The following is a 15229-nucleotide window of genomic DNA, read 5'->3' on the forward strand; positions in this document are numbered from 1 at the left end:
CCGGCGAAGACGCCGGGAGAGAGAAGTGTGACGGGTCTCAAACTCTGTGAATCGGGACGATTCTCAGCGTAGCCATTCGGGAAGATCGTTCAGGCCCATCGCCTGACGAATCAACTGCGGTTTTACGCCAGGAAGGGTATCGGCCAGCTTCAGACCGATATCCCGCAGCATTTTCTTCGCCGGGTTCTCACCGGCAAACAGTTCGCGGAAACCCTGCATACCCGCCAGCATCAGCGCGGCGCTGTGCTTGCGGCTGCGCTCGTAGCGACGCAGATAAAGATATTGACCGATATCTTTGCCCTGACGATGCAGACGCTTGAGCTCCTCAATCAGTTCTGCGGCATCCATAAAGCCAAGATTCACGCCCTGACCGGCCAGCGGGTGGATGGTATGGGCGGCATCGCCGACCAGCGCCAGCCGGTGCGCAGCAAACTGACGCGCATAGCGCCCGATCAGCGGAAACGCCTGACGCTCGCTTTCCACACGGCACAGGCCGAGACAGTTATCAAACGCGATGGTCAGCGCCTGGTTAAACGCGGCCTCATCAGCCTGCTGCATCCGTTCCGCCTCTTCAGGCGAAAGCGACCAGACGATAGAACACAGGTGCGGATCGCTAAGCGGCAGGAATGCGAGAATCCCGTCGCCGTGAAACACCTGACGGGCCACTGCGCCGTGCGCTTCTTCAGTACGAATGGTGGCGACCAGCGCATGGTGACGATAGTCCCAGAAGGTTAGCGGAATGTCCGCTTTATTACGCAACCACGAATGCGCCCCGTCAGCGCCAATGACCAGACGGGCGGTGAGCATCGTTCCGTCCTTCAGGGTCAGGAAGGTTTCGTTTTCACCCCACGCCACCTGTTGTAACTCCGCTGGCGCCAGCAGCGTGATATCGGAAGACTGTCGGGCCTTTTGCCACAGCGCGTCGTGAATGACAGCATTCTCGACGATATGACCGAGATGGCTGTAACCCATACTTTTGTCATCGAACGTGATACGGCCAAAGCTGTCTTTATCCCAGACTTCCATTCCGTGATAACAGCTCACACGGTGGGAAACGATCTCTGACCATACGCCGAGACGGCTCAGCAGTTTTTCACTGGCGGCGTTGATGGCCGACACGCGAAGCGCTGGCGCCGCATCCGCTGCCAGAGGCTGCGGTTCACGCTGCTCAAGAACCGCGACGCGCAGTCCGCTGCCCTGTAAACCACAGGCGACAGCCAGGCCAACCATGCCTCCACCAACAATTGCTACATCAACACTTTGCACTGTTTACTCCTGGTCAAAAAAACGTCGTTCGTCTGTTGCAGACCTGATAAAGCCCTCATTCAGGCATTTTAACGCGCATCGTGCCGGATGGCGGTTCACTTATCGCGCAACCCAGCCAAGCGTGCGCTTCACCAGAGCGTCACGGGCGGGTGGAAACAGCTCCATAGCCATTAACCCGACGTTGCGCCCAACCACCAGCGGTATCCAGCGATTGGCAAACAGATGCACCATGCCGTCGGTCACGCCGACCGTGGCGTTCCGGTCTTGCTGGCGGCGCTGCTGATAGGCGGAAAGCACATTGTAATCGCCGATATCCTGCCCCACAGACTGCGCCTGCGTCAGGGTTTCAGCAAGACTCATCACATCGCGCAGCCCGAGGTTAAACCCTTGTCCGGCGATTGGATGCAGCGTCTGCGCCGCATTGCCCACCAGTACGGTGCGATGGGTAAACGCTTTCGCCGCCGTAGTCAACGCAAGCGGATAAGCATTACGTTTGCCCGCCAGCGTGATCCGGCCAAGCCGCCAGCCGAATGCTGTCTGCAGTTCGCGGCAAAAACGTTCGTCTGACCAGGCCAGAATCTCGTCGCGCTTTTCCAGCGGGTGACACCACACCAGCGAACAGCGGCCTTCAGACATGGGCAGCATCGCCAGCGGACCATGCGCGGTAAAGCGTTCAAAGGCGCGGCCGTCATGCGCAAGAGACGTGGCGACGTTCGCTATCACCGCCAGTTGCTCATACGGTTCCTGCTGCCACTCAACGCCACACGCGCTTGCCAGCGCTGAACGCGTGCCGTCGGCGGCAACCAGCAGGCTACCGGTAACCGTCTGACCGTTTTCCAGCGTCACGCTCACCTGCTCCGCCGTGCGCGATACGCTGGCGACCCGATCCGGGCAGTGCAGCGTAACGCCAGACGCTTTGCGCAACAGGGCAAAAAGCCGCAGCCCTACGTCGTGCAGTTCAACCACCTGCCCCAGCGCCGGGAGACGATAGTCCTCAGCGTGAAGGGTAACAAAGCCGGCATGACCGCGATCGCTGACGTGAACGCTCGTGATAGCGGTCGCGCAGTCGGCAATGGCCTGCCACACGCCTATTCGCGCCAGTTGCTGGCAGGTACCTGCTGCCAGCGCTATCGCCCGGGCGTCGAATCCGGGGTGGCCATCGGCCTCCGGCGCCGTCGCTTCAATCAGATGTACCGGCAGCGTCCCATGACTGAGTTGCGAAATAGCCAGCGCCAGCGTCGCGCCGACCATGCCGCCGCCCACGATAATCACGCTCATTGCTGACGCGCCGCCGCCATCAGCGCTTCAATCTCGCCCGCTTTTTTCACGACGCTGGCGGTGAGATTCTCGTTGCCGTTTTCTGTGATCAGGATGTCATCTTCAATACGAATGCCAATGCCACGGTATGCGTCAGGCACATCGGCATCCGGAGCGATATACAAACCCGGTTCAACGGTGATGACCATCCCCGGTTCCAGAATCCGCGAGCGATCCTGACCGTATTCGCCAACATCGTGCACATCCAGACCCAGCCAGTGGCTCAGGCCATGCATGAAGAACGGGCGATGAGCGTTGTCGGCAATCAATTGCTCCACCTCGCCATGCAGGATGCCAAGCTTCACCAGTCCGGTGATCATAATGCGCACCACCTCGCCGGTGACCGCCTGAATGGACGTTCCCGGACGGAACAGGCGCAGGCTGGTTTCCAGCGACTCGAGCACGATGTCATAAATTTCACGCTGGGCCGGGGTGAATTTGCCATTCACCGGGAAAGTACGTGTGATGTCCCCCGCGTAACCTTTGTATTCACATCCCGCATCGATCAGCACCAGATCGCCGTCGCGCATTTCGCTTTCGTTTTCGGTGTAATGCAAAATACAGCCGTTTTCACCGCTGCCAACAATGGTGTTGTAAGAAGGATAACGTGCGCCGTGGCGGTTAAATTCGTGATGGATTTCACCTTCAAGCTGGTATTCGAACATACCGGGACGGCACTTTTCCATCGCCCGGGTATGCGCCAGCGCGGTGATTTCGCCCGCGCGACGCATGACGGCGATCTCTTCTTCTGATTTAAACAGGCGCATTTCATGCACCATTGGACGCCAGTCGGTCAGGGTTGCTGGTGCTTTCAGATTCTGCCGCGACCCTTTGCGCAGTTTTTCCAGCGCAGAGAAGACGATCTCATCGGCATAAGCGTACGCGCCCTGCGCGTGATAAACCACGTCCAGCCCGTTAAGTAACTGGTACAGTTGCTGATTGATTTCGCTGAAGGCCAGCGCGCGATCGACACCCAGTTTTTCCGGTGCGGCATCCTGCCCCAGACGACGACCAAACCAGATTTCTGCGGTCAGATCGCGCACGCGATTGAACAGTACGCTGTGGTTATGGGTTTCGTCGCTTTTGATCAGCACCAGCACAGCTTCCGGCTCGTTAAAACCGGTGAAATACCAGAAATCGCTGCTCTGGCGATACGGGTACTCGCTGTCTGCGCTGCGGGTGACTTCGGGTGCGGCAAAAATCAGCGCGGCGCTGCCTGGCTGCATCTGCGCCAGCAGTGCCTGGCGACGACGTTGGTATTCCTGCGGTGTCATGACGTGGCCTCCGTTTTCGTTATCTTTTTAGTGTAGCGTCGGTTTTCGCACTTCCGGTGCGGTCGGCTGCTGTCGGGTAAAAGTGTCGTGACACAGCAGCGCGGCAACGCGCACGTACTCGATGATCTCCTCGAGGGACATTTCCAGTTCCTCCTGGTCTTCATCTTCGTCGTAGCCAAGTTGCGCGATATTACGCAAGTCGTCGATGGCTTCACCCGTTTCGCCGGTGACCTTATCCAGTTTAGGCTGCGTCACGCCCAGACCGAGCAGGAAATGGTTGACCCATCCCGCCAGCGCGTCGGCGCGATCGAAGACGCTCACGTCATCGCCTTCAGGCAGATAAAGCTGAAAAAGGAAGCCGTCATCTTCCAGCGCGTCGCTGGTGGCCGCGTGCATTTTGCGCAACGCCTGAGCCAGTTCATGACCGAAGGCCAGCCCCTCGTTCGTCAGGTCGTGAAGCAGCGGCTGCCATGAGCTGTCGTTGTTGCCGCCGCAAATCATCCCGCTGATTAAACCGTGCATTTCGGCTGGTGTCAGGCCAGCCCCTTGTTGGTTCAAATACTGGTTCATTTCGTTGTAACCAGGCATTTCGTTCTGTATAGACATACGCATTCGTCATCAAAGGGAGGATATTCATGATATGCTACCACTTTGGACCCTGGTGATACCAGAAAAGGGCTTGTATCTTCACACCAGGGTAGCTATAGTGTCGCCCCTTCGCGGACCCCGGGTCTGGAGACGAAGGCAGCGCAGTCAATCAGCAGGAAGGTGGCATGTCTGCACAACCCGTCGATATCCAAATTTTTGGCCGTTCACTGCGAGTGAATTGCCCGCCTGAACAAAGGGATGCGTTGAATCAGGCTGCGGACGATCTGAATCAGCGGTTGCAAGATCTGAAAGTTCGCACTAGAGTCACAAATACTGAGCAGCTGGTTTTCATTGCCGCACTGAACATCAGCTACGAATTAACTCAGGAAAAAGCGAAGACCCGCGACTACGCGGCGAGCATGGAGCAGCGTATTCGGATGCTACAACAGACCATCGAACAGGCACTGCTTGATCAGGGTCGCATAACCGAAAAAACGGGCCAAAATTTTGAATAACACTTCCCGGTTGACTATGGTACAGTGACCGTGAAGAAAAAATTTCTCTGAGATGTTTGCAAGCGGGCCAGTCCCCTGAGCCGATATTTCATACCACAAGAATGTGGCGCTCCGCGGTTGGTGAGCATGCTCGGTTCGTCCGAGAAGCCTTAAAACTGTGACGACACATTCACCTTGAACCAAGGGTTCAAGGGTTACAGCCTGCGGCGGCATCTCGGAGATTCCCCTTCTTAAATCTGGCGACAGCCATGACGCTACATTCTGAACTTTCCTTATCCAGACAAGACATTCGCCGTATGATTCGGCTACGCCGCCGCGCCCTGACGCCATCACATCAACGTGAATCTGGTCAGCGCGCCGCTACCCGTATGCTTACTTATCCTCCGGTGGTGATGGCGCATACGGTCGCCGTGTTTTTATCCTTTGATGGCGAACTCGACACACAGCCGCTGATCGAGCAACTCTGGCGCGCGGGCAAGCGCGTTTATCTGCCGGTTCTTCATCCTTTCAGCCCCGGCAATCTCCTGTTTTTACACTATCACCCGCAAAGCGAACTGGTGACAAACCGTCTGAAAATTCAGGAACCTAAGCTCGACGTACGCGACGTACTGCCGCTTGCGGATCTGGACCTGCTGGTGACCCCGCTGGTGGCGTTTGACAAACAGGGTCAGCGATTAGGCATGGGCGGCGGTTTTTACGATCGCACGTTGCAAAACTGGCAGCAGCATGGTTTTACGCCAGTGGGGTATGCGCACGATTGCCAGGTTGTAGAAGCCTTGCCCGTTGAGAAGTGGGATGTTCCGCTACCTGCGGTGGTGACGCCGTCGAAAGTGTGGGAGTGGTGAAAAAAAACCGGGTGGCGGCGACGCCTTACCCGGCATGAAGATAGTATTGTTCATATTTCATACTTTTTTCACGCTACTATGCGATCGTTCCAGCGGTCTTTATACATAATGTTTCCGTCCGTATACTTCCATGTAATTGTTTCATAACGGAGATTTATTTCTTCGAGATGCATATTAGTCATACCACTGGGATGCAAATTAGGCGTTATTGCAGTAATTTTCACATTCTCTAAGAGCATATTGAAATACTCAACTTCGATACCTGCATCATTAATCTTGTACATTTTTATCGTGGCTGATTTGAGCGTTCTTCCTTCACAAAGCGCCCGAAATAACAGTGGCGTTGTTTTATCAAATTCTTTCTGGAACAGAACAGGCGCATGGAGTCTGGTACCTGTCAGTCTTCCTGTATGCTGATCTGTAGGTAACCAGACATGATGGCTCACTGAGCGTAATTCTATAGAACCGAGTCGGGTTGGCATCAAACAAGAACCCGTGACCGGGGAACCATTTTCATCTGTTAACCATAAATATGCAGGGTTTGACATAGTATAAAACCCTCAATTAATTATTTCCATTTAAACCAAAGAAAGATATGTATACCGATGATCAGTAGAATATAAAAGCCCATCAGTGTAATTGCGAAATCAGGAAAAAATGACACTGCTACCATGCTCAAAACAACAATCGACAGCAACCATCCCGCAGACCAGAAAAAAAGGAAAAGCTCTTCCTTCAACCATTTTATAAAGTAACCCATATAATCACTTCACCAACCTGATGATCAAATCAACTAACGCATCATCTGTAATAAAAGCCGGGTTTAAATATGGGTTCTTCGTAATGACAGGCTCTATGAATAAATACATCATTTCCAGATGATACTCATATAAAGCCTGATAATAGTAGACATTAAACCTCTTCAAATTATTCGCACTTATTGATGCCTGTTGAACTAACCCATAAATGTTCAGTGCCATTGCCGTTGTTGTTACACTGCCTTTTAGCATAAGCGAGCGTAACTTCGATATACGACTGTACACCAGGGCATTAAAAGTAAAACTTTGACAGATTGCGACCGCCACGGAGGAGATCAATAATCTATTGGTTAAACCTGTTGTTGAAATATGAACCCCTGCACCTACAAGTTTTCGTACTATATTTTGCACCTGCCCTTCTTTTTTATTGTTGAAATGAATCTCTATATAGATCCGCATCATTAGAAAAATAATATTGCGATCCTTTACGAGTTGAATAAGACCAGAAATAAACCTTACATCTTCATGTTTGAGTCGAGTGCAAACGTCCTGATAGTTTTCCATAAAACAAGAAGAATAATATGTAGCACGAGTAAAACCATCACCCATTTGTTTCAATGTATCGATAACATTTTTTTTCACTCCAGTCAGTGCACTTTCGAGCTTCAAAGCGAGAATTTTTTCAGCTTCTATTGATGTAATGATTGAGTCACTATAATACATAACCATCCTTCAATAATATTCATTAAATAGCAGCATGAATTGATACAGTCATAGGCTTTCAACACGCTGTCTGTATTTAACATCAGGTTATACTAAAAAAGGGTTATTCACGCTTATGTCATCTTTTTTCAGAATAAGGCCCGAAAAGGGCAAAAATAGCTGCGCTTGCTGAAGACAGGAAAGGGGACTTGTCCAAATGCCGGATGGCGGCGATGCCTCACCCGGCCTGGAGTTCATGATTCGTGGTTTGCGGCTTGCGGTTATTCCAGGCCCGGTAAACGTAGCGCCTCCTGGAAGAATCATCAGCCATATCAATAGGTTAATTTTGCGAGTCGCCTTCCAGAATACCCTCTTGTCAGCGTCATGGTTAAGCGGTATCTTCTTGCCGCACCTGCAAAATCAGGTGCCGGAATTAGCCTTCTGAAAATCATACTGGCGATATATACTTCTATGTCGTGCGACTGGTCTCGCCTCAATGGTGGGCCGGTCGGGGGCGTCGCAAGACGCGCCGGTATCCAGTATGACCGGTAAGGCTAACTCCGTCCGGCACCACCACCCGCGAGATTAGCCTCTCCAGTGGTGGTTTAAATACGACATACTGGAGACGTCCCTAATGGACACTACCCGGCTTTTTTCACACTCTTTATTTACCCTGCCGTTTAACCATGCCACGGATTTCACCGAACTGGCGGATGACTGCGAGCGCTTTACAGAAGCGTTGGTCGAATGCCATAACCCGGTGGAGAAACTGGCTATCTGCGCACGTCTGTCCGCCTGTCTCGCGTTGTTACAGCCCACGCTAACCGAGCCTGCGCCCGCGCATTTGAAAGACAGCCTGACGGTTGACACCTTGCCGACGCGTTTTCCTCTTTTCGCGCCGGAAGCGGATCAGACCGGACGCTACTGCCAGCTGTTAACGCAGTTGTTGATGAACAAAACGCTTTCCGCGGAGATGGAGCGGGTAGCCGGTGATTTATTGCAGGATCTGGTCATCTTTTTTGCCGATACGCTAAAAGCGCCACGCTGGCTGAAAACCGAAGAAGGGCTGGTGGACCTGTAAAAAAACCGGGTGGCGGCGACGCCTTACCCGGACTGGAGCTTGACTCTGTATCAGGCCCGGTCAGCGTTAACGCCACCGGGCATTCTGGATAATCAGTACAGCAGACGTGCGCGAATGGTGCCTGGAATGGCTTTCATCGCCTGCAACGCTTTTTCCGCCACGTCTTCATCCGCTTCAATATCAATCACCACATAGCCCATTTGCGCTGAGGTTTGCAGATACTGCGCAGCGATGTTCACGCCCTGCTCAGCAAAGATCTGGTTAAGCGCGGTCAGTACGCCCGGACGGTTTTCGTGGATATGCATCAGGCGACGCCCACCGTGCAGCGGCAGCGAGACTTCCGGGAAGTTCACCGCAGAAAGCGTGGAGCCGTTATCGGAGTATTTCACCAGCTTACCCGCCACTTCAAGACCGATATTTTCCTGCGCTTCCTGCGTGGAACCGCCGATGTGCGGCGTCAGGATCACGTTATCGAATTCACACAGCGGCGAGGTAAACGGATCGCTGTTGGTCGCAGGCTCAGTCGGGAAGACATCGATTGCCGCCCCGGCCAGATGTTTGGTTGCCAGCGCATCGCACAGCGCCGGAATGTCGACGACCGTACCGCGCGCGGCGTTGATCAGCAGCGATCCGGGCTTCATCAGGGCGATCTCTTTCGCGCCCATCATATTTTTCGTGGAGGCGTTTTCTGGTACGTGCAGGCTGACCACGTCGCTCATATTCAGCAGGTCAGAAAGATGCTGCACCTGGGTCGCGTTACCCAGCGGCAGTTTGTTTTCAATATCGTAAAAGAAGACATGCATACCCAGCGATTCCGCCAGGATCCCCAGTTGCGTACCGATATGGCCGTAACCAATGATCCCCAGCTTTTTGCCACGCGCTTCGAACGAACCGGCCGCCAGTTTGTTCCACACGCCGCGGTGCGCTTTGGCGTTGGCTTCCGGCACGCCGCGCAGAAGCAGCAAGAGTTCACCAATCACCAGTTCCGCAACCGAACGGGTATTCGAGAACGGTGCGTTGAACACCGGTATACCGCGCTTCGCCGCCGCGGACAGATCAACCTGATTGGTGCCGATGCAGAAACAGCCGATGGCGACCAGTTTTTCCGCTGCGTTGATCACGTCTTCAGTCAGATGGGTACGGGATCGCAGGCCAATGAAGTGGGCATCACGGATGGACTCTTTCAGCTGTTCAGCATCCAGCGCCCCTTTGTGAAATTCGATGTTGGTATACCCTGCCGCACGAAGGCTATCCAGCGCCTTCTGGTGCACGCCTTCAACCAGCAGAAACTTAATCTTGTCTTTCTCCAGCGATACCTTTGCCATTTCCCCGACCCTGTGTTTTATCTGATGTTGTGTGTGCGGATTTCCATCCGCCTTTCAACATATCAAAAAAAATTATTGCGGCAATATGAACGTTTGCGTCGACTTGCTGAAGAAATATCATGCAGCGGGAAATACCAGAGGAAAATGCTGGAGATAACTTTTTCTTTGGTGAGTTCAGCAGGGCAAACGATAAAACGTGACAGAAGTCACCAAATTTGCCCTGCGGAAATTTTTTAACCGGAGACGGACGCCCCCTGTCAGATCATTTGGTAATGGTTTTTACGCCGTCGGCAGTACCGATCAACGCCACATCCGCGCCACGATTGGCGAACAGACCGACGGTCACCACGCCTGGAATAGCGTTGATCGCGTTTTCCATCGCCACAGGGTCGAGGATCTCCATGCCGTGGACATCAAGGATAACGTTACCGTTGTCCGTCACCACGCCCTGACGGTATTCAGGACGACCGCCCAGTTTTACCAGTTGACGCGCGACCGCGCTGCGCGCCATCGGGATCACTTCGACCGGCAGCGGGAAGTTGCCAAGAATATCCACTTCTTTCGAGGCGTCGGCGATGCAAACGAACGTCTTCGCCACCGAAGCGATGATTTTTTCACGGGTCAGCGCCGCGCCGCCGCCTTTAATCATCTGCATATGCGGGTTAATTTCATCCGCACCGTCGACGTAAACGCCGAGGCTGTCCACTTCGTTGAGATCGAACACAGGAATGCCGAGGCTTTTGAGTTTTTCGGTGGAGGCGTCCGAGCTGGAAACCGCGCCTTCAATTTGTCCTTTCATGGTGCCCAGCGCATCAATAAAGTGTGCGGCGGTTGAACCGGTCCCCACCCCCACAATGGTACCTGGCTGTACATACTGAAGTGCCGCCCATCCTACCGCTTTTTTCAGTTCATCCTGCGTCATGATCGTATCGCCTGTGATATGGAAAAATTCACGCGCATTATAGACGATTGCGCGGAAAAATCTTCCCGCCCCGCTCTCACGCTGCGGATTTCGTCTTTACCGGGGGCGAAATTATGTCATAGTGCAGAACAAGCAATAATTTTCAGGAGTGGGTCAGAGCAATGAAACGTCCGGACTACAGAACATTACAGGCACTGGATGCGGTGATACGTGAACGCGGGTTTGAACGCGCGGCGCAGAAGCTGTGCATCACCCAATCCGCGGTATCACAACGCATTAAGCAGCTTGAAAACATGTTCGGACAGCCGCTACTGGTGCGCACCGTTCCGCCGCGTCCGACCGAGCAGGGGCAGAAACTGCTGGCGCTGCTGCGTCAGGTAGAACTGCTGGAAGAGGAGTGGCTCGGCGATGAGCAGATCGGCTCTACGCCGCTGCTGCTGTCGCTGGCGGTTAACGCCGACAGTCTGGCGACCTGGCTGCTGCCTGCGCTGGCGCCGGTGCTGGCCGACTCCCCTATCCGCCTCAATTTGCAGGTGGAAGATGAAACCCGAACCCAGGAGCGTTTGCGTCGCGGTGAAGTGGTGGGCGCGGTGAGTATTCAGCATCAGGCGCTACCAAGCTGTCTGGTCGATAAGCTCGGGGCGCTGGACTATCTGTTTGTCGGCTCGAAACCCTTTGCCGAGCGCTATTTCCCAAACGGCGTTACCCGTTCAGCGCTGCTGAAAGCGCCTGCGGTGGCGTTTGACCATCTCGACGATATGCATCAGGCCTTCCTGCAGCAGAACTTTGACTTACCGCCTGGCAGTGTGCCGTGCCATATCGTTAACTCCTCGGAAGCCTTCGTCCAGTTGGCGCGTCAAGGCACCACCTGCTGTATGATCCCGCATTTGCAGATCGAGAAAGAGCTGGAATGCGGCGAACTGATCGACCTCACGCCGGGACTGTTCCAGCGTCGGATGCTTTACTGGCACCGCTTTGCGCCGGAAAGCCGGATGATGCGCAACGTAACCGACGCCCTGCTGGCCTACGGTCACAAGGTGCTGCGCCAGGACTGACGCACTTTAAGACCCCGTGTAAAAATGCCTGAGTTCGTCAAATTGCATGGCAAACTCAATATAGCTCATCAGCGCGGGGGAATTCAGCTTACGGCTGGGGTAAACCAGCCAGAGATCGTTTCCCGCCACCGTCCATTCCGGCAGCACCTGGATTAGCTCGCCTTTTTCTACGCGATCTTCCAGCATAAATGCCGGTAGCAAAGTGATCCCCGCCCCGGCAATCGCGCTTTCACGCGCATAGACCAGGTTATCCGTCAGATGCAGGCGATCGGGTACGTGTTGATAATCTTCGTCCCCGCGATGGAATACCCACTCCGTCCACGCCTTGTGGGTAATGCACTGATGTTCCGGCAGTTGCCGCGGATGAGTCAGTTGCGCAAACCGCGAAAGGTAGTCCGCCGACGCCAGCAGGTAACGCGGGCAATGGCCTATCATCCGGCCAATCAGCGTCGAATCCTGCGGCCTGCCGGTGCGCAACGCGACATCGAACCCGCTGTCGACCAGATCCAGCATTTCGTCAGAAATCGAGACTTCAAGGTTCACGTCGGGATAATGCTTTTGAAAGCGGGCGTTCAGACGCGCCAGCAGCGTCGCGCCGATGCCCGCCGGCGAGGTGATGCGCAACCGCCCGCTGGGGTTGTCGCGCAGACGTTGCACCGCGTACTCCGCGCGTTCGCTGGCAGCGAGGATCTCCCGGCAGTGCACAAGATAGTGTTCGCCAGCATAAGTCAGGTTCAGCTTACGGGTGGTGCGGTTGAGCAAACGGATGCCGACCTGCTGTTCAAGCTGGCTGATGCGCTGGCTGACACTGGACTTCGGTAGCCCCGCCTTCTGCGCCGCCGCGGTAAAGCTGCCGTTTTCAGCGACCAGGGCGAACAGCGCCATATCCTGCAAATGCTTAAACATCGTGTTCACCCCGCCGCGAACATTATCCCTGCTCGCCCATCATCTCTTTGACCAGCTCGACGCAGCGCAGGAAGCGTCCGTCGTAATCGGCCTCCTCAACGTGGACAAAGTCGATGTTGTTTTCGCGCAGCATCTCCACCAGCAGGGTCTGGAACTCTTTGCGATCCACAGAGCTGCCGAGGCTGCGCAAACCGTCGGCCACCCACGGGGTATTATTTTCCAGCAGGATCACAAGGTCAAAGCGATACTCGTCTATCAGCGCCTGCACAAACGGATGCTCCCGCCCTTCGTACTTTTTGCAGAACGCCTGGGTCGTGACGAAATCGGTGTCGATAAACGCCACTTTGTTTGCGTATTTGACCGCAAAATCAATGTATTGCGCATGTCCGAGCGCAATCTTGTCGTAATCGGAATACTGAAGCGCCATTTCGTCGCCGCCAAGATGGGAAAAGACGTAGTCACGCCCGTATTCCCACGCGCTGGTGGTGTTGAAGATATTCGCCAGCTTGTTGACCAGCGTCGATTTGCCGCTCGACTCGCCGCCCAGTACCGCCACGGTGCGGACGAAAAACGGCTTTACTTCCGTCGGGATGTATTCCCAGTAGCGGAACGGGTTTTCACGGATTTGCGCGCCGCTAATGCTCATAAAAGTGCGTTTCGGATCGATAAGCACCGTTTCGATGCCCAAATGTTCCAGATACTGCGGCGCGTCGGCTTCCTCAGAGGTATAGATCCAGTTGGGCTGGATGCCCTTATCAGCCATAAACGTTTTGATGCCGCGACTCCACACATCCCAGCCGTGGGGATACGGCTCCATGCCCTCTTCGTTGAACGCATGAATACGAATGTTCTTCTGATATTTAAAGGTCTGGAGTAGCCAGCGCAGCCGATCCGGCACCGTTGGCTGCTGGGACATGGCGCTGTCTTCAAACAGTTCGCGGTCGCGGGTATCGTCGTAACCCATGATGATATGCAGCTCGTCCACCTGGCTACAGGCACGCTGAATCAGATAAATGTGCCCGGTATGCAGCGGATAGAACTTGCCAAACACCACGCCGATGTTTTTCTGCTGGCGCGGAAATTCCAGACCGAGAAAGCGGTGCAGCGCCTCCAGCTTCTGCGCGCTGGGGCTTTTGATTTTTGCGTTAAGAAGCTGGCTGAGATACCCCTTGGTCATGCCGCTGGCATCCGCCACTTGTTGCAGGGTACAGCCCTTCTGCTTGATGGCGGTTTTGAGATAGTCGAACGATGACACAAGAGCCTCCTGCTGGAAAAACGACGGGTCTTAATTATAAATCGTCAAACACGCTTAGCGCGTCAGAAAGTTTTTTAACGCCGAACACCTGCATCCCTTCCGGCGGTTTTTTCGGCACATTCGCCGCAGGCACAATCGCCCGACGGAAGCCGTGCTTTGCGGCCTCGGAAATACGTTCCTGTCCGCTCGGGACCGGACGGATCTCGCCTGCCAGCCCCACTTCGCCGAAGACCACCAGGTCCTGTGGCAGCGGTCTGTCACGCAGACTGGAGACCATCGCCAGCAGCAGCGCGAGGTCGGCGCTGGTTTCGGTGACCTTCACCCCGCCCACTACGTTAACAAACACGTCCTGATCCGCCATTTGCAAACCACCGTGGCGATGCAGTACCGCCAGCAAAATCGCCAGCCGGTTTTGTTCCAGACCGACCGCCACGCGGCGAGGGTTCGACATCATCGAGTGATCCACCAGCGCCTGAATCTCTACCAGCAGCGGGCGCGTACCTTCCCAGACCACCATCACCGAACTGCCGGAGGTAATTTCGTCGCCGCGGCTTAAAAAGATGGCGGATGGGTTGCTGACTTCGCGGAGCCCCTGTTCAGTCATCGCGAAAACGCCAAGTTCATTGACCGCGCCAAAACGGTTTTTATGGCTGCGCAGGGTACGGAAGCGGGAGTCCGCGTCGCCGTCGAGCAGTACTGAACAGTCGATGCAGTGCTCCAGCACTTTCGGCCCCGCCAGCGAACCGTCTTTGGTGACATGCCCGACCATCACAATCGCCACCCCGCGCGTTTTGGCAAAGCGCGTCAGGTAGGCGGCGGTTTCACGCACCTGCGCCACGCTGCCGGGCGAGGACTGAATATCCGCCATGTGCATCACCTGAATGGAGTCGATCACCATCAGCTTCGGCTGTTCTTCTTCCGCAATCAGGCATATCTGCTCAATGCTGGTTTCCGACAGCATGTTGAGATTGTTGGTCGGCAGGCCGAGACGGTGCGCGCGCATCGCCACTTGCTGTAACGACTCTTCACCCGTGACGTACAGGGTTTTCATCTGCTCGGCGAGTTTACACAGCGTTTGCAGCAGCAGCGTTGATTTCCCCGCGCCGGGATTACCGCCTATGAGGATGGCGCTACCGGGAACGACGCCGCCGCCCAGTACGCGATCGAACTCTTTAAAGCCGGTCGAAAAGCGCGGTAGCGCTTCCAGGCTGATATCGGAAAGTTTTTGAACTTTCGCCACGCCCGCGCTGCCGGCGTAACCGCTGAGCCGCTCGTTACGCGCCACCGTTGGCGATGCGGCGAGACGCACCTCAGTGATGGTGTTCCAGGCGTGGCAGGCGCTGCATTGCCCCTGCCAGCGTGGATAATCCGCCCCGCATTCATTACATACAAAGGCGCGTTTTGGAGCTTTTGCCACGGG

16 protein-coding genes and 1 other RNA gene are annotated in these 15229 nt (G+C 54.9%); 6 read left to right on the forward strand and 11 right to left on the reverse strand.

What is annotated here, in order from left to right:
• Positions 1-63: 63 nt before the first annotated feature.
• From ubiI to ygfB, 4 genes are all read right to left on the reverse strand, one after another.
• Positions 64-1266 (reverse strand): FAD-dependent 2-octaprenylphenol hydroxylase, encoded by a 1203-nt coding sequence (ubiI, locus tag CSE01S_RS19705; protein WP_042292168.1) that lies wholly within the window; start codon positions 1264-1266, stop codon positions 64-66.
• A gap of 99 nt (positions 1267-1365) precedes the next feature.
• Positions 1366-2544 (reverse strand): 2-octaprenyl-6-methoxyphenyl hydroxylase, encoded by a 1179-nt coding sequence (gene ubiH / locus CSE01S_RS19710; RefSeq protein ID WP_042292169.1) that lies wholly within the window; start codon positions 2542-2544, stop codon positions 1366-1368.
• Positions 2541-3857 (reverse strand): Xaa-Pro aminopeptidase, encoded by a 1317-nt coding sequence (pepP, locus tag CSE01S_RS19715; protein WP_042292172.1) that lies wholly within the window; start codon positions 3855-3857, stop codon positions 2541-2543. The genes ubiH and pepP overlap by 4 nt, the downstream gene beginning before the upstream one ends.
• 27 nt (positions 3858-3884) lie before the next feature.
• Complete coding sequence (ygfB, locus tag CSE01S_RS19720; protein ID WP_131729030.1) at positions 3885-4463, reverse strand: UPF0149 family protein YgfB; 579 nt, start codon at positions 4461-4463, stop codon at positions 3885-3887.
• A gap of 167 nt (positions 4464-4630) precedes the next feature.
• Between ygfB and zapA the strand changes: the two genes are divergently transcribed.
• The 3 genes from zapA (at position 4631) to CSE01S_RS19730 (ending at position 5805) form a co-directional block, all read left to right on the forward strand.
• On the forward strand, positions 4631-4960 hold the full coding sequence (zapA, locus tag CSE01S_RS19725) for a cell division protein ZapA (protein ID WP_006686880.1): 330 nt from the start codon (positions 4631-4633) through the stop codon (positions 4958-4960).
• 41 nt (positions 4961-5001) lie between these two features.
• Positions 5002-5185: non-coding RNA, 6S RNA (gene ssrS / locus CSE01S_RS22570), on the forward strand.
• 23 nt (positions 5186-5208) lie between these two features.
• Positions 5209-5805, forward strand: a complete 597-nt coding sequence (locus CSE01S_RS19730) for a 5-formyltetrahydrofolate cyclo-ligase (protein WP_042292179.1) — start codon at positions 5209-5211, stop codon at positions 5803-5805.
• Between the two features lie 68 nt (positions 5806-5873).
• On the opposite strand, the gene CSE01S_RS19735 is transcribed toward CSE01S_RS19730, so the two are convergent.
• Positions 5874-6353, reverse strand: coding sequence for an Hcp family type VI secretion system effector (locus CSE01S_RS19735; RefSeq protein WP_042292182.1), 480 nt, complete (start codon positions 6351-6353; stop codon positions 5874-5876).
• Positions 6354-6569: 216 nt separating this feature from the next.
• The gene (locus tag CSE01S_RS19745; RefSeq protein WP_042292187.1) at positions 6570-7286 is read right to left on the reverse strand and encodes a hypothetical protein; all 717 of its coding nucleotides are present in this window, start codon (positions 7284-7286) and stop codon (positions 6570-6572) included.
• Between the two features lie 196 nt (positions 7287-7482).
• Between CSE01S_RS19745 and CSE01S_RS19750 the strand changes: the two genes are divergently transcribed.
• Together CSE01S_RS19750 and CSE01S_RS19755 are read left to right on the forward strand one after the other, a co-directional pair.
• Positions 7483-7710 (forward strand): hypothetical protein, encoded by a 228-nt coding sequence (locus CSE01S_RS19750; RefSeq protein WP_042292190.1) that lies wholly within the window; start codon positions 7483-7485, stop codon positions 7708-7710.
• 189 nt (positions 7711-7899) lie between these two features.
• The gene (locus CSE01S_RS19755; protein ID WP_042292193.1) at positions 7900-8346 is read left to right on the forward strand and encodes a hypothetical protein; all 447 of its coding nucleotides are present in this window, start codon (positions 7900-7902) and stop codon (positions 8344-8346) included.
• A 92-nt stretch (positions 8347-8438) separates the two neighbouring features.
• Here the strand turns inward: CSE01S_RS19755 and serA are convergent, their stop codons facing one another.
• Complete coding sequence (serA, locus tag CSE01S_RS19760) at positions 8439-9671, reverse strand: phosphoglycerate dehydrogenase (protein ID WP_042292195.1); 1233 nt, start codon at positions 9669-9671, stop codon at positions 8439-8441.
• Positions 9672-9933: 262 nt separating this feature from the next.
• A complete protein-coding gene (gene rpiA, locus CSE01S_RS19765) occupies positions 9934-10593 on the reverse strand; it encodes a ribose-5-phosphate isomerase RpiA (RefSeq protein WP_042292197.1) in 660 nt (219 codons plus the stop codon).
• A 161-nt stretch (positions 10594-10754) separates the two neighbouring features.
• Here rpiA and argP point away from each other — a divergent pair, with 161 nt between their 5' ends.
• Positions 10755-11648, forward strand: a complete 894-nt coding sequence (gene argP / locus CSE01S_RS19770) for a DNA-binding transcriptional regulator ArgP (protein ID WP_042292199.1) — start codon at positions 10755-10757, stop codon at positions 11646-11648.
• A 6-nt stretch (positions 11649-11654) separates the two neighbouring features.
• On the opposite strand, the gene CSE01S_RS19775 is transcribed toward argP, so the two are convergent.
• From CSE01S_RS19775 to radA, 3 genes are read right to left on the reverse strand one after another with little or no spacing between them, the layout of a single operon-like run.
• Complete coding sequence (locus CSE01S_RS19775; RefSeq protein WP_042292202.1) at positions 11655-12554, reverse strand: LysR family transcriptional regulator; 900 nt, start codon at positions 12552-12554, stop codon at positions 11655-11657.
• Positions 12555-12576: 22 nt separating this feature from the next.
• On the reverse strand, positions 12577-13809 hold the full coding sequence (gene nadR / locus CSE01S_RS19780) for a multifunctional transcriptional regulator/nicotinamide-nucleotide adenylyltransferase/ribosylnicotinamide kinase NadR (RefSeq protein WP_042292205.1): 1233 nt from the start codon (positions 13807-13809) through the stop codon (positions 12577-12579).
• Positions 13810-13843: 34 nt separating this feature from the next.
• Positions 13844-15226 carry a DNA repair protein RadA gene (gene radA, locus CSE01S_RS19785; RefSeq protein WP_042292207.1) on the reverse strand — a complete coding sequence of 461 codons (1383 nt, stop codon included), beginning with the start codon at positions 15224-15226 and terminating at the stop codon, positions 13844-13846.
• Between the last annotated feature and the right edge of the window lie 3 nt (positions 15227-15229).

This window comes from Citrobacter sedlakii NBRC 105722 (genome assembly GCF_000759835.1).
Taxonomy (GTDB): Bacteria; Pseudomonadota; Gammaproteobacteria; order Enterobacterales; family Enterobacteriaceae; genus Citrobacter_A; species Citrobacter_A sedlakii.